At 55.0% G+C, this 14451-nt stretch carries 17 protein-coding genes; 14 read left to right on the top strand and 3 right to left on the bottom strand.

Annotated features, from left to right (window positions below):
* Position 1: 1 nt before the first annotated feature.
* The gene (locus ABGB15_RS01985) at positions 2-619 is read left to right on the top strand and encodes a malonate decarboxylase holo-ACP synthase (RefSeq protein WP_215723482.1); all 618 of its coding nucleotides are present in this window, start codon (positions 2-4) and stop codon (positions 617-619) included.
* Complete coding sequence (gene mdcH / locus ABGB15_RS01990) at positions 619-1515, top strand: malonate decarboxylase subunit epsilon (RefSeq protein ID WP_215723481.1); 897 nt, start codon at positions 619-621, stop codon at positions 1513-1515. Before ABGB15_RS01985 ends, mdcH begins: the two co-directional genes overlap by 1 nt.
* Positions 1516-1615: 100 nt before the next feature.
* On the opposite strand, the gene ABGB15_RS01995 is transcribed toward mdcH, so the two are convergent.
* Together ABGB15_RS01995 and ABGB15_RS02000 are read right to left on the bottom strand one after the other, a co-directional pair.
* A complete protein-coding gene (locus ABGB15_RS01995) occupies positions 1616-2548 on the bottom strand; it encodes a LysR substrate-binding domain-containing protein (protein WP_152082504.1) in 933 nt (310 codons plus the stop codon).
* Positions 2549-2563: 15 nt separating this feature from the next.
* The gene (locus tag ABGB15_RS02000) at positions 2564-4468 is read right to left on the bottom strand and encodes an ABC transporter ATP-binding protein (RefSeq protein WP_215723480.1); all 1905 of its coding nucleotides are present in this window, start codon (positions 4466-4468) and stop codon (positions 2564-2566) included.
* A gap of 138 nt (positions 4469-4606) precedes the next feature.
* Between ABGB15_RS02000 and kefG the strand changes: the two genes are divergently transcribed.
* The 4 genes from kefG to slyD all read left to right on the top strand — a co-directional run bounded on the left by kefG (position 4607) and on the right by slyD (position 7865).
* Positions 4607-5158, top strand: coding sequence for a glutathione-regulated potassium-efflux system ancillary protein KefG (gene kefG / locus ABGB15_RS02005; RefSeq protein WP_152084434.1), 552 nt, complete (start codon positions 4607-4609; stop codon positions 5156-5158).
* On the top strand, positions 5158-6963 hold the full coding sequence (kefB, locus tag ABGB15_RS02010) for a glutathione-regulated potassium-efflux system protein KefB (protein WP_152082502.1): 1806 nt from the start codon (positions 5158-5160) through the stop codon (positions 6961-6963). Before kefG ends, kefB begins: the two co-directional genes overlap by 1 nt.
* A 13-nt stretch (positions 6964-6976) precedes the next feature.
* A complete protein-coding gene (locus tag ABGB15_RS02015) occupies positions 6977-7177 on the top strand; it encodes a YheV family putative zinc ribbon protein (protein ID WP_003861689.1) in 201 nt (66 codons plus the stop codon).
* A gap of 94 nt (positions 7178-7271) precedes the next feature.
* Positions 7272-7865, top strand: a complete 594-nt coding sequence (gene slyD / locus ABGB15_RS02020; RefSeq protein WP_152082501.1) for a peptidylprolyl isomerase — start codon at positions 7272-7274, stop codon at positions 7863-7865.
* Positions 7866-7916: 51 nt separating this feature from the next.
* Here the strand turns inward: slyD and ABGB15_RS02025 are convergent, their stop codons facing one another.
* On the bottom strand, positions 7917-8135 hold the full coding sequence (locus ABGB15_RS02025; RefSeq protein ID WP_152084433.1) for a protein SlyX: 219 nt from the start codon (positions 8133-8135) through the stop codon (positions 7917-7919).
* Positions 8136-8373: 238 nt separating this feature from the next.
* Here ABGB15_RS02025 and fkpA point away from each other — a divergent pair, with 238 nt between their 5' ends.
* From fkpA to fusA, 8 genes are all read left to right on the top strand, one after another.
* Positions 8374-9192, top strand: a complete 819-nt coding sequence (gene fkpA, locus ABGB15_RS02030) for an FKBP-type peptidyl-prolyl cis-trans isomerase (RefSeq protein WP_215723478.1) — start codon at positions 8374-8376, stop codon at positions 9190-9192.
* A gap of 166 nt (positions 9193-9358) precedes the next feature.
* The gene (locus ABGB15_RS02035) at positions 9359-10081 is read left to right on the top strand and encodes a transcriptional regulator (protein WP_003861697.1); all 723 of its coding nucleotides are present in this window, start codon (positions 9359-9361) and stop codon (positions 10079-10081) included.
* A complete protein-coding gene (gene tusD, locus ABGB15_RS02040) occupies positions 10081-10467 on the top strand; it encodes a sulfurtransferase complex subunit TusD (RefSeq protein ID WP_152082499.1) in 387 nt (128 codons plus the stop codon). The genes ABGB15_RS02035 and tusD overlap by 1 nt, the downstream gene beginning before the upstream one ends.
* Positions 10467-10826 (top strand): sulfurtransferase complex subunit TusC, encoded by a 360-nt coding sequence (gene tusC / locus ABGB15_RS02045; protein WP_152082498.1) that lies wholly within the window; start codon positions 10467-10469, stop codon positions 10824-10826. Before tusD ends, tusC begins: the two co-directional genes overlap by 1 nt.
* Positions 10827-10833: 7 nt before the next feature.
* Positions 10834-11121 (top strand): sulfurtransferase complex subunit TusB, encoded by a 288-nt coding sequence (gene tusB, locus ABGB15_RS02050; RefSeq protein ID WP_152082497.1) that lies wholly within the window; start codon positions 10834-10836, stop codon positions 11119-11121.
* A gap of 124 nt (positions 11122-11245) precedes the next feature.
* A complete protein-coding gene (rpsL, locus tag ABGB15_RS02055) occupies positions 11246-11620 on the top strand; it encodes a 30S ribosomal protein S12 (protein WP_000246815.1) in 375 nt (124 codons plus the stop codon).
* A 96-nt stretch (positions 11621-11716) separates the two neighbouring features.
* On the top strand, positions 11717-12187 hold the full coding sequence (gene rpsG, locus ABGB15_RS02060) for a 30S ribosomal protein S7 (protein ID WP_003861706.1): 471 nt from the start codon (positions 11717-11719) through the stop codon (positions 12185-12187).
* Positions 12188-12283: 96 nt separating this feature from the next.
* Complete coding sequence (gene fusA, locus ABGB15_RS02065) at positions 12284-14398, top strand: elongation factor G (RefSeq protein WP_152082496.1); 2115 nt, start codon at positions 12284-12286, stop codon at positions 14396-14398.
* Positions 14399-14451: the final 53 nt, after the last annotated feature.

The raw sequence follows: 14451 nt of genomic DNA on the forward strand, positions 1-14451 counted from the left end.
CATGACCACAACATTACGCCCGCACGACCTCATCTGGCTTAACGCGCGTGACGCGCTGGAAGGTATCACCGAATCCTGGGTGGATGCGGCGTGGCATACCGGCTTGCCGGTGGTAGTGCGGCGTGATGTTGATAATGAAGGCCGTATTCCCGTTGGTGTGCGTGGATTGCGTCGCGACCAGCGGGCGGCCGGATGGGTGAAACCTGAAAACGTGTTGCGTGTGGTTTCACCGGAAGATCTGAGCGTAACAGCCGATCTGCTGCGTTCACCCTTTGTGACTCAGCCACCGGTTCAGGTGGCGTTACAGCTTTCTCAGCAGGCGTGGCCGTGGACGTGGGGCATTACCGGCAGCACCGGCTACGCGCTGGCGACCGGTATTCCGGTTATTCATGCCGACAGCGATCTTGATCTGCTGATCCGCGCCCCACTGCCGATTGCCGCTGACGCCTTTTCTGGCTGGCAGTCTCAGCTCAGCCGCGCGTTGTGCCGGGCGGATACGCAGGTGGACACACCCGAAGGTGGATTCGCGCTGGCGGAGTGGCTGCGCGAGGGCAAAACGCTGCTGAAAACCGGCCGTGGGCCACGTCTGGTGACGGACCCGTGGCACAGGGAGGAGTGATGAAAATACTGTTTACCTTTCCGGGGCAGGGCACGCAGCACGAAGGTATGCTGCAGAACCTGCCGGGAACGGAGCTGGCTCAGGCGCGCGACGTGCTGGGTGCTGAAGTCGATACGCTGGACAGCACAGCCTCGCTGGCGCACACCCGTGCGGTACAGCTTTCACTGCTGATTGCAGGCGTGGCCTGGGCGCGTGAGCTGGAACGACGTGGCGTGTCGCCGGATATTGTCAGCGGGCTGTCCATTGGGGCATACCCTGCGGCGGTCGTCGCCGGTGCGCTGGACTTTACGGACGCGCTTACGCTGGTGGCGCTGCGCGGCGATCTGATGGAGCAGGCGTACCCGCACGGTTACGGTCTGACGGCAATCATGGGCTTAACCCTGCCGCAGGTGGAACAGCTTATCGAAGGCACCGGAACATATATCGCCAACCTGAATGCCGAAACGCAGATTGTGATTGCCGGAAGTGATGAAGGAATGGCGCAGGTGGCATCACGTGCGCTGGCGAAAGGCGCGAGTAAGGCGCATCGCCTGGCGGTCAGCGTGCCGTCGCACTGTGAACTGCTGGCGGAGCCCGCGCAGAAACTGGTCGACGCATTTAATTCCGTCACGCTTTCTCGCCCACGCTGTGCGTATCTGAGCGGCAGCACCGGGCGCGTGCTCTGGCAGCCGGAAAGAATCGCTGACGACCTGGCGATGAACATGGCGCGCACGGTGCGCTGGCAGGAGGCGGTGATTTCTGCGAATGAACGCGAAGCGCGGCTGGCGATTGAGATGCCGCCCGGAGGTGTACTGACCTGCCTGACGCGTCAGGCTGCATGGGAAGGAGAGGCGATTTCGCTGGAACGCAGCGGGGTGGACGTCGCGGTGCACCTGGCGGGTCGGCTTCAGCGTTGAGTTTTTTTGTCCGGTGGCGCTGCGCTTACCGGGCCTGCAGGTTCGGTGGAATGGGTTTGTAGGCCGGGTAAGACGCATCGCGTCGCCACCCGGCAAGGAATCAGGCACCCTCCTGCAAACTGCGGGCGTACATCCGCCCCTCGGCGGCTAATGCTCGCAGGCTCGGGTCCTGCTCGCGGTTGCGGGCAAAGACAATCGCAATAAGCTGCTGCATCTGGTACGGCTGCGCCAGCTTCAATAGCTGCACCGAATTCTCATACACCTTCTTCATCCTGCCCGGCATCAGCGTAAAGCCAACGCCCGCCTGCACCAGGCTCAGCATCGAGAAGATGTCATTCACGCGGGTGACGATCTCCGGCTCAAAACCGGCGATATGGAACGCTTCCTGGAAGCCTGCGTAAGTGGCGAAGCCTTCCGCCAGGGAGACAAATTTCTGATCTTTGTAATCACGCAGATCGGCCAGTCCGCTGGTATTCAGCGCGGCAGAAGCGGGTGCGGCAAGGAATATGTCGTCGTGAAACAGGGGCAAAACTTCGAGGCTGTTGCGGTCGATATCGCTTTCGGAGATGGAGATTAAAATCGCGTCCAGTGAGCCGTCGTCGAGCATATGCAGCAACGTGTCATTGGAGCCCATCGTCAGATCCATCTCCAGATCCGGGCGACGCAGCTTCATGCCCATGATCAGTCGTGGCACGGTTTCCAGCGTCAGCGAGTAGAGCGTACCGACGCGCAAGCGCCCCTGTCCGATACCGGCGATTTTGCGCGATTCTTCCAGCCCGCGCTCCATCACCTGCATCACTTCCTGGCAATACTCCAGCAGTGTCCACGCGGAGGGAAGCGCAATCAGGTTGCGACCCTTATGGGTGAAGAGCGGGCAGCGCACGTTTTCTTCCAGCGTATGCAGCGCACGATGGACGCTGACGCCGCTCAGGCCCAGAGTTTCGGCAGTACGCGCGATATTGCCTTTCTCCATGAACGTCATGAAGATGCTGAGCTTACGGAATGTAATGTCGCTCGTGATATCGAAACTCATACTCCTCCCGGCGTGTTAGTCGGCCTGCAGCATCGCTTCCAGCTGTTCCTGCGCGTCCAGCCACGCCATTTCACACGCTTCGAGGCTGGATTTCGTTTTCGCCTGGGTTTGCAGGCACTCCGTCAGTTCAGCTTTGCGGCTCTGATCGTACAGGTCGCTGTCGCCCAGCTTCTCTTCAACGGTGGCAAGCGTGGCGTTGAGTTTTTCCATCTCTTTTTCAAGGCGGGCAATCTCTTTACGCAGCGGCTGCGTCTGGGTGCGTAGCTCCGCTTCACGACGCTTCTGATCTTTACGCGCCTGCGCACTGTTGGCGTTATCTTTCGCTGACTCGTCCGGCTGGTTTTCCTGCTTCTGCACGTCCGTCAGCCACTGCTGATAGTCTTCCAGGTCGCCGTCGAACGGCTCGACTTTGCCGTCATGCACTAAGTAGAGATCGTCGGTGGTGGAGCGGATCAGGTGACGATCGTGCGAGACGACAACCAGCGCGCCTTCGAACTCAATCAGCGCTTCGGTCAGCGCCTGACGCATATCGAGATCGAGGTGGTTGGTCGGTTCATCGAGCAGCAGCAGGTTCGGGCGCTGCCAGACGATTAACGCCAGCACCAGACGGGCTTTTTCACCGCCAGAGAAGCGCTCGGTGTTTTCAGTGACCTTATCACCCTGGAAGCCAAAGCCGCCGAGGTAGTCACGCAGTTTCTGCTCCATCTCCTGCGGAGCCAGACGCGCCAGGTGCTGGATGGGAGATTCATCCGCGCGTAAAAATTCCAGCTGATGCTGGGCGAAGTAACCGAGTTTAATGCCCTTCGCCAGACCAATTTCGCCGCTGATCGGGTTAAGCTCGCCTGCCAGCAGTTTAATCAATGTGGACTTACCGGCACCGTTACGCCCCAGCAAACCGATACGTGAACCCGGTACCAGGTTAAGTTTAATGGAGTCGAGGATAATGCGATCGCCATAGCCCGCGCTGACCTTTTCCATCTTCAGCAGTGGATTCGGCAGGCTTTCCGGCTCGCGGAAATTGAAGTGGAACGGGTTATCCACGTGTGCCGGAGCAATCATCTCCATGCGTTCCAGCATCTTGATGCGGCTCTGGGCCTGCTTGGCTTTTGAGGCTTTGGCTTTGAAACGGTCAACGAAACTCTGCAGGTGCGCCACGCGCTGCTGCTGGCTTTCGTACATTGCCTGCTGCTGGGCAAGGCGCGTCGCGCGCTGGCGCTCGAAGGAGCTGTAATTGCCGGTGTACTCGAACATCGTTTGTTGTTCGATATGAATGATTTTATCCACCACCGGGTCGAGGAAATCACGGTCGTGGGAGATCAGAATCAGAGTGCCCTGATAGCTCTTGAGCCACTTCTCCAGCCAAATAACCGCATCGAGATCGAGGTGGTTCGTCGGTTCATCGAGCAGCAATAAATCAGAACGGCAGATCAGCGCCTGCGCCAGGTTAAGACGCATGCGCCAGCCGCCGGAGAAATCGCTGACCGGGCGTTCGAGCTGCTCGTTGCTGAAGCCCAGGCCGTGCAGCAGGCTGGAGGCGCGGGCGCGAATGGTCCAGGCGTCAATGGCGTCCAGCTTGCCATGAACGGTGGCGATGGCGTGACCGTCGTTGCGTTCGTTGGCGGCGTTGAGTTCCGCTTCCAGTTTGCGGTATTCACGGTCGCCGTCGATAACATAGTCGAGCGCCGGTTCGCTCAGGGCCGGCGTCTCCTGGTTTACCCATGCGAGCTGCCAGTTCCCCGGAAAGGTAAAGTTACCGCCATCCGCGCTAATCTCGTTTTTCAGCAGTGCCAGCAGGGTGGATTTACCGCAGCCATTTTTGCCGACCAGCCCGACCTTTTGACCCGGATTGATAGTGGCAGTGGCGTTATCCAGCAGGACGCGCACGCCGCGACGAATTTGTAACGAGGAGAAAACAATCATAGAAGCGCCGTATGTTCCGACTATGTTAATTTGTCATTATGATAATGTAAGGTGTGGGCCATTTTCCGCACCGGGCCGCCATGGTAGCCCAAAACAACGACGATACACAAAAACAGAAACAGAACCGGGAGGGGAATGATGTCTCAGACAGCAAAAGTGCTGCTGCTGTATGCCCATCCGGAATCTCAGGACTCGGTGGCGAACCGGGTACTGCTTAAACCGGCTACACAGCTCAGCAACGTGACGGTGCACGATCTCTACGCGCACTATCCTGATTTCTTTATTGATATTCCTTACGAGCAGGAGCTGCTGCGTCAGCATGACGTGATTGTGTTCCAGCATCCGCTCTATACCTATAGCTGTCCGGCGCTGCTCAAAGAGTGGCTCGACCGCGTGCTGAGCCGGGGTTTCTCCAGCGGGGTAGGGGGCAACCAGCTGGCGGGAAAGTACTGGCGTAGCGTCATCACGACCGGTGAGCCAGAGAGCGCTTACCGTCACGACGGGCTGAACCGCTATCCGATGAGCGATATCCTGCGCCCTTTTGAGCTGACGGCGGCGATGTGCCGTATGCACTGGATGAATCCGATTATTGTTTACTGGGCACGTCGTCAGCAGCCTGAAGCACTGGCGAGCCATGCCAGAGCCTATGGCGAGTGGCTGGCGTCACCGATTTCGGCAGGAGGTCGTTAATGGAAGGATCGAATTTGCTCCTTGCCGGGGTGTTGTTTTTATTTGCAGCGGTTGTGGCCGTGCCGCTGGCCGCGCGGATTGGCATTGGCGCGGTGCTGGGGTATTTGCTGGCGGGGATCGCCATTGGACCCTGGGGCCTTGGGTTTATCAGCGATGTGGATGAAATCCTCCACTTCTCGGAGCTTGGCGTCGTGTTCCTGATGTTTATCATCGGCCTTGAACTGAACCCGTCCAAGCTGTGGCAGCTTCGGCAGTCTATCTTTGGCGTCGGTGCCGCGCAGGTGCTGTTTAGCGCCGCGATTCTGGCGGGGCTGTTGATGTTGACGGACTTCTCGTGGCAGGCGGCGGTCATTGGTGGGATTGGCCTTGCGATGTCCTCGACGGCGATGGCGCTGCAGATGATGCGCGACAAAGGGATGAACCGTAACGAGGCGGGACAACTGGGCTTTTCGGTGCTGTTGTTCCAGGATTTAGCGGTGATCCCGGCGTTAGCGCTGGTGCCGCTGCTGGCGGGCTCCGGCGACGATCATTTCGACTGGGTGAAAGTCTCCATGAAGGTGCTGGCCTTCGCGGGGATGCTGATTGGCGGACGTTTTTTACTGCGTCCGGTGTTCCGCTTTATCGCCGCGTCGGGCGTGCGTGAGGTGTTTACTGCCGCCACGCTGCTGCTGGTGCTCGGCTCCGCGCTGTTTATGGATGCGCTGGGGCTGTCGATGGCGCTTGGCACGTTCATTGCCGGGGTACTGCTTGCCGAGAGCGAATATCGCCATGAGCTGGAGATTGCTATCGATCCGTTTAAAGGGCTGCTGTTAGGGCTGTTCTTTATTTCGGTGGGGATGGCGTTGAATTTGGGTGTGCTCTATACCCATCTTCTGTGGGTTATCGTCAGCGTTGCCGTGCTGGTGGCGGTGAAAACGCTGGTTCTCTATGTGCTGGCTCGTGTTTACGGGCTACGCAGTTCGGAACGCATGCAGTTTGCCAGCGTGTTAAGCCAGGGGGGAGAGTTTGCGTTTGTGCTGTTCTCTACCGCGTCGTCGCAGAAACTGTTCAAAGATGACCAGATGGCGCTGTTGCTGGTGACGGTCACGCTGTCGATGATGACCACGCCACTGCTGATGAAGCTGGTCGACAAACTGCTGTCACGCCGGTTAAACCCGGCAGATGATGAAGACGAAACGCCGTGGGTGGAAGATGATAAGCCGCAGGTGATCGTGGTGGGTTTTGGTCGCTTCGGGCAGGTTATCGGGCGTTTGCTGATGGCGAATAAGATGCGTATTACGGTGCTGGAGCGTGATATCAGCGCGGTGAACCTGATGCGTAAATATGGCTATAAGGTTTACTACGGCGATGCGACGCAGCTTGAACTGTTGCGCTCAGCCGGGGCGGAAGCGGCGGAGTCAATCGTCATTACCTGTAATGACCCGGAAGACACGATGAAGCTGGTAGAGCTGTGCCAGCAGCATTTCCCGCACCTGCATATCCTGGCGCGTGCGCGTGGACGTGTTGAAGCTCACGAACTTTTGCAGGCGGGTGTGAAACACTTCTCCCGCGAGACCTTCTCCAGCGCGCTGGAGCTTGGGCGTAAGGCACTGATTTCACTGGGTATGCATCCGCACCAGGCTCAGCGCGCCCAGATGCATTTCCGCCGGCTGGATATGCGAATGCTGCGTGAGCTGATGCCGGTACATACCGATACGGCGCAGATCTCCCGCGTGCGGGAGGCGCGTCGTGAGCTGGAAGAGATTTTCCAGCGTGAGATGCAACAGGAACGACGCCAGCTCGACGGCTGGGATGAATTTGAATAAAGGGTAACGAAAGATGGCTGTACGTAAACGCTTTATCGCGGGTGCAAAGTGCCCGTCCTGCCAGGCACAAGATACTCTGGCCATGTGGCGCGAAAATAATATCGATATCGTTGAGTGTGTTAAGTGCGGTCACCAGATGCGTGAGGCCGACAAAGAAGCCCGCGATCACGTTCGCAAAGAAGAGCAAGTGATCGGCATTTTTCATCCGGACTAGCGATATGCCCTGAGTTTTTTTAAGCTAAAGGGTACACGGGTGCAGATTTCCGCTACAATCTGCGCCAGCAATTTTCCCACGCTCAGGAGATATCATGAAAGTAGCAAAAGACCTGGTGGTCAGCCTGGCCTATCAGGTACGTACAGAAGACGGTGTGTTGGTTGATGAGTCTCCGGTGAGTGCGCCGCTGGACTACCTGCATGGTCACGGTTCCCTGATTTCCGGCCTGGAAACTGCGCTGGAAGGTCACGACGTTGGCGACAAATTTGACGTTGCTGTAGGCGCGAATGACGCTTACGGTCAGTATGACGACAACCTGGTTCAGCGCGTTCCTAAAGACGTGTTCATGGGCGTTGACGAACTGCAGGTTGGCATGCGCTTCCTGGCTGAAACTGACCAGGGTCCTGTGCCGGTTGAAATCACTGAAGTTGAAGACGACCACGTTGTGGTTGACGGCAACCACATGCTGGCTGGTCAGAACCTGAAATTCAACGTAGAAGTTGTTGCGATCCGTGAAGCGACCGAAGAAGAACTGGCTCACGGCCATGTTCACGGTGCGCACGGTCACGACCATGACCACGATCACGGCCACGACGGCTGCTGCGGTGGTCACGGCCACGATCACGACCATGGTCATGACCACGGTAAAGGTGGTTGCGGCGGTCATGGCGGTTGCGGTTGCCACTAATTCCGTTATGCGGAAAATAAAAAAGCGGGATATTCCCGCTTTTTTTACGCCTCAGTAATGAGGTGGTGGCGTCTCTTCTGACTGAGACGCAATGTTTGACGTCTGTGTGGCTTTCAGCTTTTCCGTCAACAGACGCAGGTGGTCACGCAGTTTCGCCATTTCAAGTTCATGCGCGGTCACGGTCTGGTTCAGTTCTTCGATGGTGATGTCCTGAAAAGCCAGGCGGCTTTCCAGTTCAGCCAGTCTCGCTTCTGTCATTGTGTCCTTCATCATTCACCTCGTTCATTTCTCAGTAGCCATAACAGGCCAGCGGCGGCGAAGTTTAACTGAGTTTATCCTTAAGTGCAGTATCCGCCCTCCTGGCAAGAAACTTATTTAAACAAAAATAGTCTGAAAAGTGGCGATAATCGGGGGAGTCTGTCTGTAGATTTCTTCCGCAACGATTTATAGTACGTCACTCATTTACGTTTAATGCTGGGGTGAGAGTCCCCAGGCCCTGGAGATATGGATGAAATCACTGTTTAAAGTAACGCTGCTGGCGACCACGATGGCTGTCGCGCTGAACGCACCGCTGTCTTTCGCTGCTGATACCGCTGCGAAGCCTGCTGCGACTGCAGACAGCAAAGCGGCGTTCAAAAATGACGACCAGAAATCCGCCTACGCACTGGGCGCATCTCTGGGCCGTTACATGGAAAACTCTCTGAAAGAGCAGGAAAAACTGGGCATCAAACTGGACAAGGCTCAGCTGATCGCGGGTGTTCAGGATGCGTTTGCAGACAAGAGCAAACTGTCTGACCAGGAAATCGAACAGACTCTGCAGGCGTTTGAAGCCCGCGTGAAAGGCGCTGCTCAGACCAAAATGGAAGCAGATGCTAAAGACAACGAAGCGAAAGGCAAAGCCTACCGTGATACCTTTGCTAAAGAGAAGGGTGTAAAAACCTCTTCTACTGGCCTGGTGTATAAAGTAGAGAAAGAAGGTACTGGCGACGCGCCAAAAGACAGCGATACCGTTGTGGTTAACTACAAAGGTACGCTGATCGACGGTAAAGAGTTCGATAACTCTTACACCCGTGGTGAGCCGCTCTCTTTCCGTCTGGATGGTGTGATCCCAGGCTGGACTGAAGGTCTGAAAAACATCAAGAAAGGCGGCAAGATCAAGATGGTCATCCCACCGGATCTGGCTTACGGCAAAACTGGCGTTCCGGGTATCCCGGCCAACTCTACGCTGGTCTTCGACGTAGAACTGCTGGACATCAAACCAGCACCGAAAGCGGATGCGAAAGCAGACGCGCCGGCTGACAACAAAGCCGCTGCTGCCAGGAAGTAATGTCACAGAAACCGCCGCCTTAAAGGCGGCGGTTTTTTTTATTGTGGGGCAGATATAATTAACACTGGAAAGCGTTATACACGCTGTATTAATTTAGTTGTCCGTGTAGATAATGAGCCTGCCCTGAAAACGTAACGACAGGCTCCTGAAAAGGAGTGTTTTTTTCATGTCCAGGTCGCTTTTAACCAACGAAACCAGTGAGCTTGATTTACTGGATCAACGTCCTTTCGACCAGACCGACTTCGATATTCTCAAATCCTACGAGGCGGTAGTGGACGGGTTAGCGATGCTCATTGGGTCCCACTGCGAAATCGTATTGCACTCCCTGCAGGATCTTAAGTGTTCCGCCATCCGCATCGCTAATGGTGAGCACACCGGCCGTAAAATTGGTTCGCCCATCACCGACCTTGCATTGCGTATGCTGCATGACATGACCGGCGCGGACAGCAGCGTCTCCAAATGTTATTTCACTCGCGCCAAAAGTGGCGTGCTGATGAAATCAGAAACCATCGCTATCCGAAACCGCGAGCACCGTGTGATCGGGCTGCTGTGCATCAACATGAACCTTGACGTGCCGTTCTCGCAAATCATGAGCACCTTTATTCCACCAGAAACGCCAGACGTTGGCTCATCAGTCAACTTTGCGTCTTCCGTTGAAGATCTGGTGACCCAGACGCTTGAATTCACAATCGAAGAGGTGAATGCCGATCGCAACGTCTCGAACAACGCCAAGAATCGTCAGATCGTACTGAATCTCTATGAGAAAGGGATTTTCGATATTAAAGATGCCATCAACCAGGTGGCCGATCGCCTGAATATCTCCAAACACACGGTCTACCTCTACATTCGCCAGTTCAAAAGCGGCGATTTCCTGGGGCAAGACAAGTAATGCGTTTTGCGTTGGTGGTGACAGGCCCGGCCTATGGCACTCAGCAGGCCAGCAGCGCGCTGCAGTTTGCGCATGCCCTCATTGAGGCTGGACACGAGCTGGTGAGCGTCTTCTTCTATCGTGAAGGGGTCTATAACGCAAACCGGTTTACGTCACCAGCGAGTGATGAATTTGACCTGGTGCGCGCCTGGCAAGCGTTGCACGAAAAGCAAGGCGTTGAGCTGCAAATTTGCGTGGCGGCGGCACTGCGTCGCGGTGTGACGGACGCTTCCGAAGCTGAACGTCCTGGTTTATCCGGTTCCAACCTGCAGCCCGGATTTTCGATGAGTGGCCTGGGCGCGCTGGCGCAGGCTGCATTGACCTGTGACAGAGTGGTGCAATTCTGATGAAGCGCGTGGCGTTTGTTTTTTCCTCTGCGCCGCACGGCAGTGCGTCTGGCAGAGAAGGGCTGGATGCGCTACTTGCGACCTCCGCATTAACGGAAGATATCGGTGTTTTCTTTATTGGTGACGGAGTGTTGCAGCTTCTGGCTGGTCAGCAGCCGCAGGCCATTCTCGCCCGAGATTACATCGCGACGTTTAAGGTTCTGCCGCTTTACGACATTGACACCTTTTATCTCTGCGCCGACTCTCTGGCTGCGCGCGGGTTAGATGATAAGACGCGTTTCGTGCTGGATGTGACAATTCTTGCCTCTGCGACGCTGCGCGAGAAACTCTCTCACTACGACACTGTTCTGACTTTCTGAGGCCGTCATGCTCCATACCCTGAGCCATTCACCGTGGCAATGTGATACCGATGCGTTACTGAGAATGTTGCGCGAAGGGGATGACCTGCTGCTCATTCAGGACGGCGTGCTGGCTGCGCTTGAAGGCAGCCGCTTTGTTGAAATCCTCAGCAATGCCCCCATAACCGTCTCAGCGCTGAAAGACGATCTGGATGCGCGGGGTCTTTCTGGTCAAATTTCAGCCAAAATTAACGTGGTTGGCTATACTGATTTCGTTAATCTTACTGTGACGCATACCAGTCAAATGAACTGGTGATTTGAGATCGCTGTATATTTCTTGACACCTTTTCGACGTAGCCCTAAAATTTCGCGTCCTCATATTGTATGAGGCCGTTTTATTACGTGTTTACGAAGCAAAAGCTAAAACCAGGAGCTATTTAATGGCAACAGTTAACCAGCTGGTACGCAAACCACGCGCTCGCAAAGTTGCAAAAAGCAACGTGCCTGCGCTGGAAGCCTGCCCGCAGAAACGTGGCGTATGTACTCGTGTATATACCACCACTCCTAAGAAACCAAACTCCGCACTGCGTAAAGTATGCCGTGTGCGTTTGACTAACGGTTTTGAAGTGACTTCCTACATCGGTGGTGAAGGTCACAACCTGCAGGAGCACTCCGTGATCCTGATCCGTGGCGGTCGTGTTAAAGACCTTCCGGGTGTTCGTTACCACACTGTTCGTGGTGCGCTTGACTGCTCTGGTGTTAAAGACCGTAAGCAGGCTCGCTCCAAGTACGGCGTGAAGCGTCCTAAGGCTTAATGGTTCTCCGTTAAGTAAGGCCAAACTGATTTATCTTAATGTCACACTAAACTCTTAGAGTTTTGGACAATCCTGAATTAACAACGGAGTATTCCCATGCCACGTCGTCGCGTCATTGGTCAGCGTAAAATTCTTCCAGATCCGAAATTCGGATCAGAACTGCTGGCAAAATTTGTAAATATCCTGATGGTAGATGGTAAAAAATCTACTGCAGAAGCCATCGTATACAGCGCGCTTGAGACCCTGGCTCAGCGCTCTGGTAAAAATGAACTGGAAGCCTTCGAAGTCGCTCTCGACAACGTGCGCCCGACTGTAGAAGTTAAGTCTCGCCGCGTTGGTGGTTCTACTTATCAGGTTCCAGTTGAAGTTCGTCCGGTTCGTCGTAATGCTCTGGCAATGCGTTGGATCGTTGAAGCTGCTCGTAAACGCGGTGATAAATCCATGGCTCTGCGTCTGGCGAACGAACTTTCTGATGCTGCAGAAAACAAAGGTACTGCAGTTAAGAAACGTGAAGACGTTCACCGTATGGCAGAAGCCAACAAGGCGTTCGCACACTACCGTTGGTAATCCCTTCGGAGTCGTAGTCACCAGGCGGGCGCTTCAGAGAAGCCGCCCGCTCTGGGTTACTTAACTGAACGCCTAAAGATATAAACGAGGAATCAAATGGCTCGTACAACACCCATCGCACGCTACCGTAACATCGGTATCAGTGCGCACATCGACGCCGGTAAAACCACTACTACCGAACGTATTCTGTTCTACACCGGTGTAAACCATAAAATCGGTGAAGTTCATGACGGCGCAGCCACCATGGACTGGATGGAACAGGAGCAGGAGCGTGGTATTACTATCACCTCCGCAGCGACTACTGCATTCTGGTCAGGTATGGCTAAGCAGTACGAACCGCATCGCGTAAACATCATCGACACCCCAGGGCACGTTGACTTCACCATCGAAGTAGAACGTTCCATGCGTGTTCTTGACGGCGCGGTAATGGTTTATTGCGCAGTTGGTGGTGTTCAGCCACAGTCTGAAACCGTATGGCGTCAGGCGAACAAATATAAAGTTCCACGCATCGCGTTCGTTAACAAAATGGACCGTATGGGTGCTAACTTCCTGAAAGTTGTTGGTCAGATCAAAACCCGTCTGGGCGCGAACCCTGTTCCGCTGCAGCTGGCAATTGGTGCTGAAGAAGGCTTCACCGGCGTTATCGACCTGGTGAAAATGAAAGCCATCAACTGGAACGATGCAGACCAGGGCGTTACCTTCGAATACGAAGATATCCCGGCTGATATGCAGGACCTGGCTGACGAATGGCACCAGAACCTGATCGAATCCGCAGCTGAAGCCTCTGAAGAGCTGATGGAAAAATACCTGGGTGGTGAAGAACTGACTGAAGAAGAGATCAAAAAAGCTCTGCGTCAGCGCGTTCTGAACAACGAAATCATCCTGGTAACCTGTGGTTCTGCGTTCAAGAACAAAGGTGTTCAGGCGATGCTGGATGCGGTAGTTGACTACCTGCCATCCCCGGTTGACGTTCCTGCGATCAACGGCATCCTGGACGACGGTAAAGATACTCCGGCTGAGCGTCACGCAAGTGATGACGAGCCGTTCTCTGCACTGGCGTTCAAAATTGCTACCGACCCATTCGTGGGTAACCTGACCTTCTTCCGCGTTTACTCTGGTGTGGTTAACTCCGGTGACACCATCCTGAACTCCGTGAAAGCGGCGCGTGAACGTTTTGGCCGTATCGTACAGATGCACGCTAACAAACGTGAAGAGATCAAAGAAGTTCGTGCGGGCGACATCGCTGCAGCTATCGGTCTGAAAGACGTGACCACTGGTGACACCCTGTGTGACCCGGATCACCCGATCATTCTGGAGCGTATGGAATTCCCTGAGCCGGTAATCTCCATCGCGGTTGAACCAAAAACCAAAGCTGACCAGGAAAAAATGGGTCTGGCTCTGGGCCGTCTGGCGAAAGAAGACCCATCATTCCGCGTATGGACTGATGAAGAATCTAACCAGACCATCATCGCGGGTATGGGTGAACTGCACCTGGACATCATCGTTGACCGTATGAAGCGTGAGTTCAACGTTGAAGCGAACGTGGGTAAACCTCAGGTTGCTTACCGCGAAGCGATTCGCGCGAAAGTTACCGACATTGAAGGTAAACACGCTAAGCAGTCTGGTGGTCGCGGTCAGTACGGTCACGTTGTGATCGATATGTACCCACTGGAGCCGGGCTCTAACCCTAAAGGTTACGAGTTCATCAACGACATCAAAGGTGGTGTAATTCCTGGTGAATACATCCCTGCCGTTGATAAAGGCATCCAGGAGCAGCTGAAAGCCGGTCCTCTGGCTGGTTATCCGGTTGTTGACATGGGTATCCGTCTGCACTTCGGTTCTTACCACGACGTTGACTCCTCTGAACTGGCGTTTAAACTGGCTGCGTCTATTGCCTTTAAAGAAGGCTTTAAGAAAGCGAAACCAGTTCTGCTTGAACCAATCATGAAGGTTGAAGTAGAAACTCCTGAAGAGAACACCGGTGACGTTATCGGTGACTTGAGCCGTCGTCGCGGTATGCTGCGTGGTCAGGAATCCGAAGTAACTGGCGTTAAGATCCACGCTGAAGTTCCGCTGTCTGAAATGTTCGGATATGCAACTCAGCTGCGTTCTCTGACCAAAGGTCGTGCATCATACACCATGGAATTCCTGAAGTATGATGATGCGCCTAACAACGTTGCTCAGGCCGTTATCGAAGCCCGTGGTAAATAAGCCGCAGGGTTAAAACCAAAGTCCCGTGCCCTCTCTGAGAGGGGGCACTATAG

It is taken from the genome of Enterobacter sp. MALB-1 (genome assembly GCF_041021625.1).
Lineage (GTDB): Bacteria > Pseudomonadota > Gammaproteobacteria > Enterobacterales > Enterobacteriaceae > Enterobacter > Enterobacter oligotrophicus.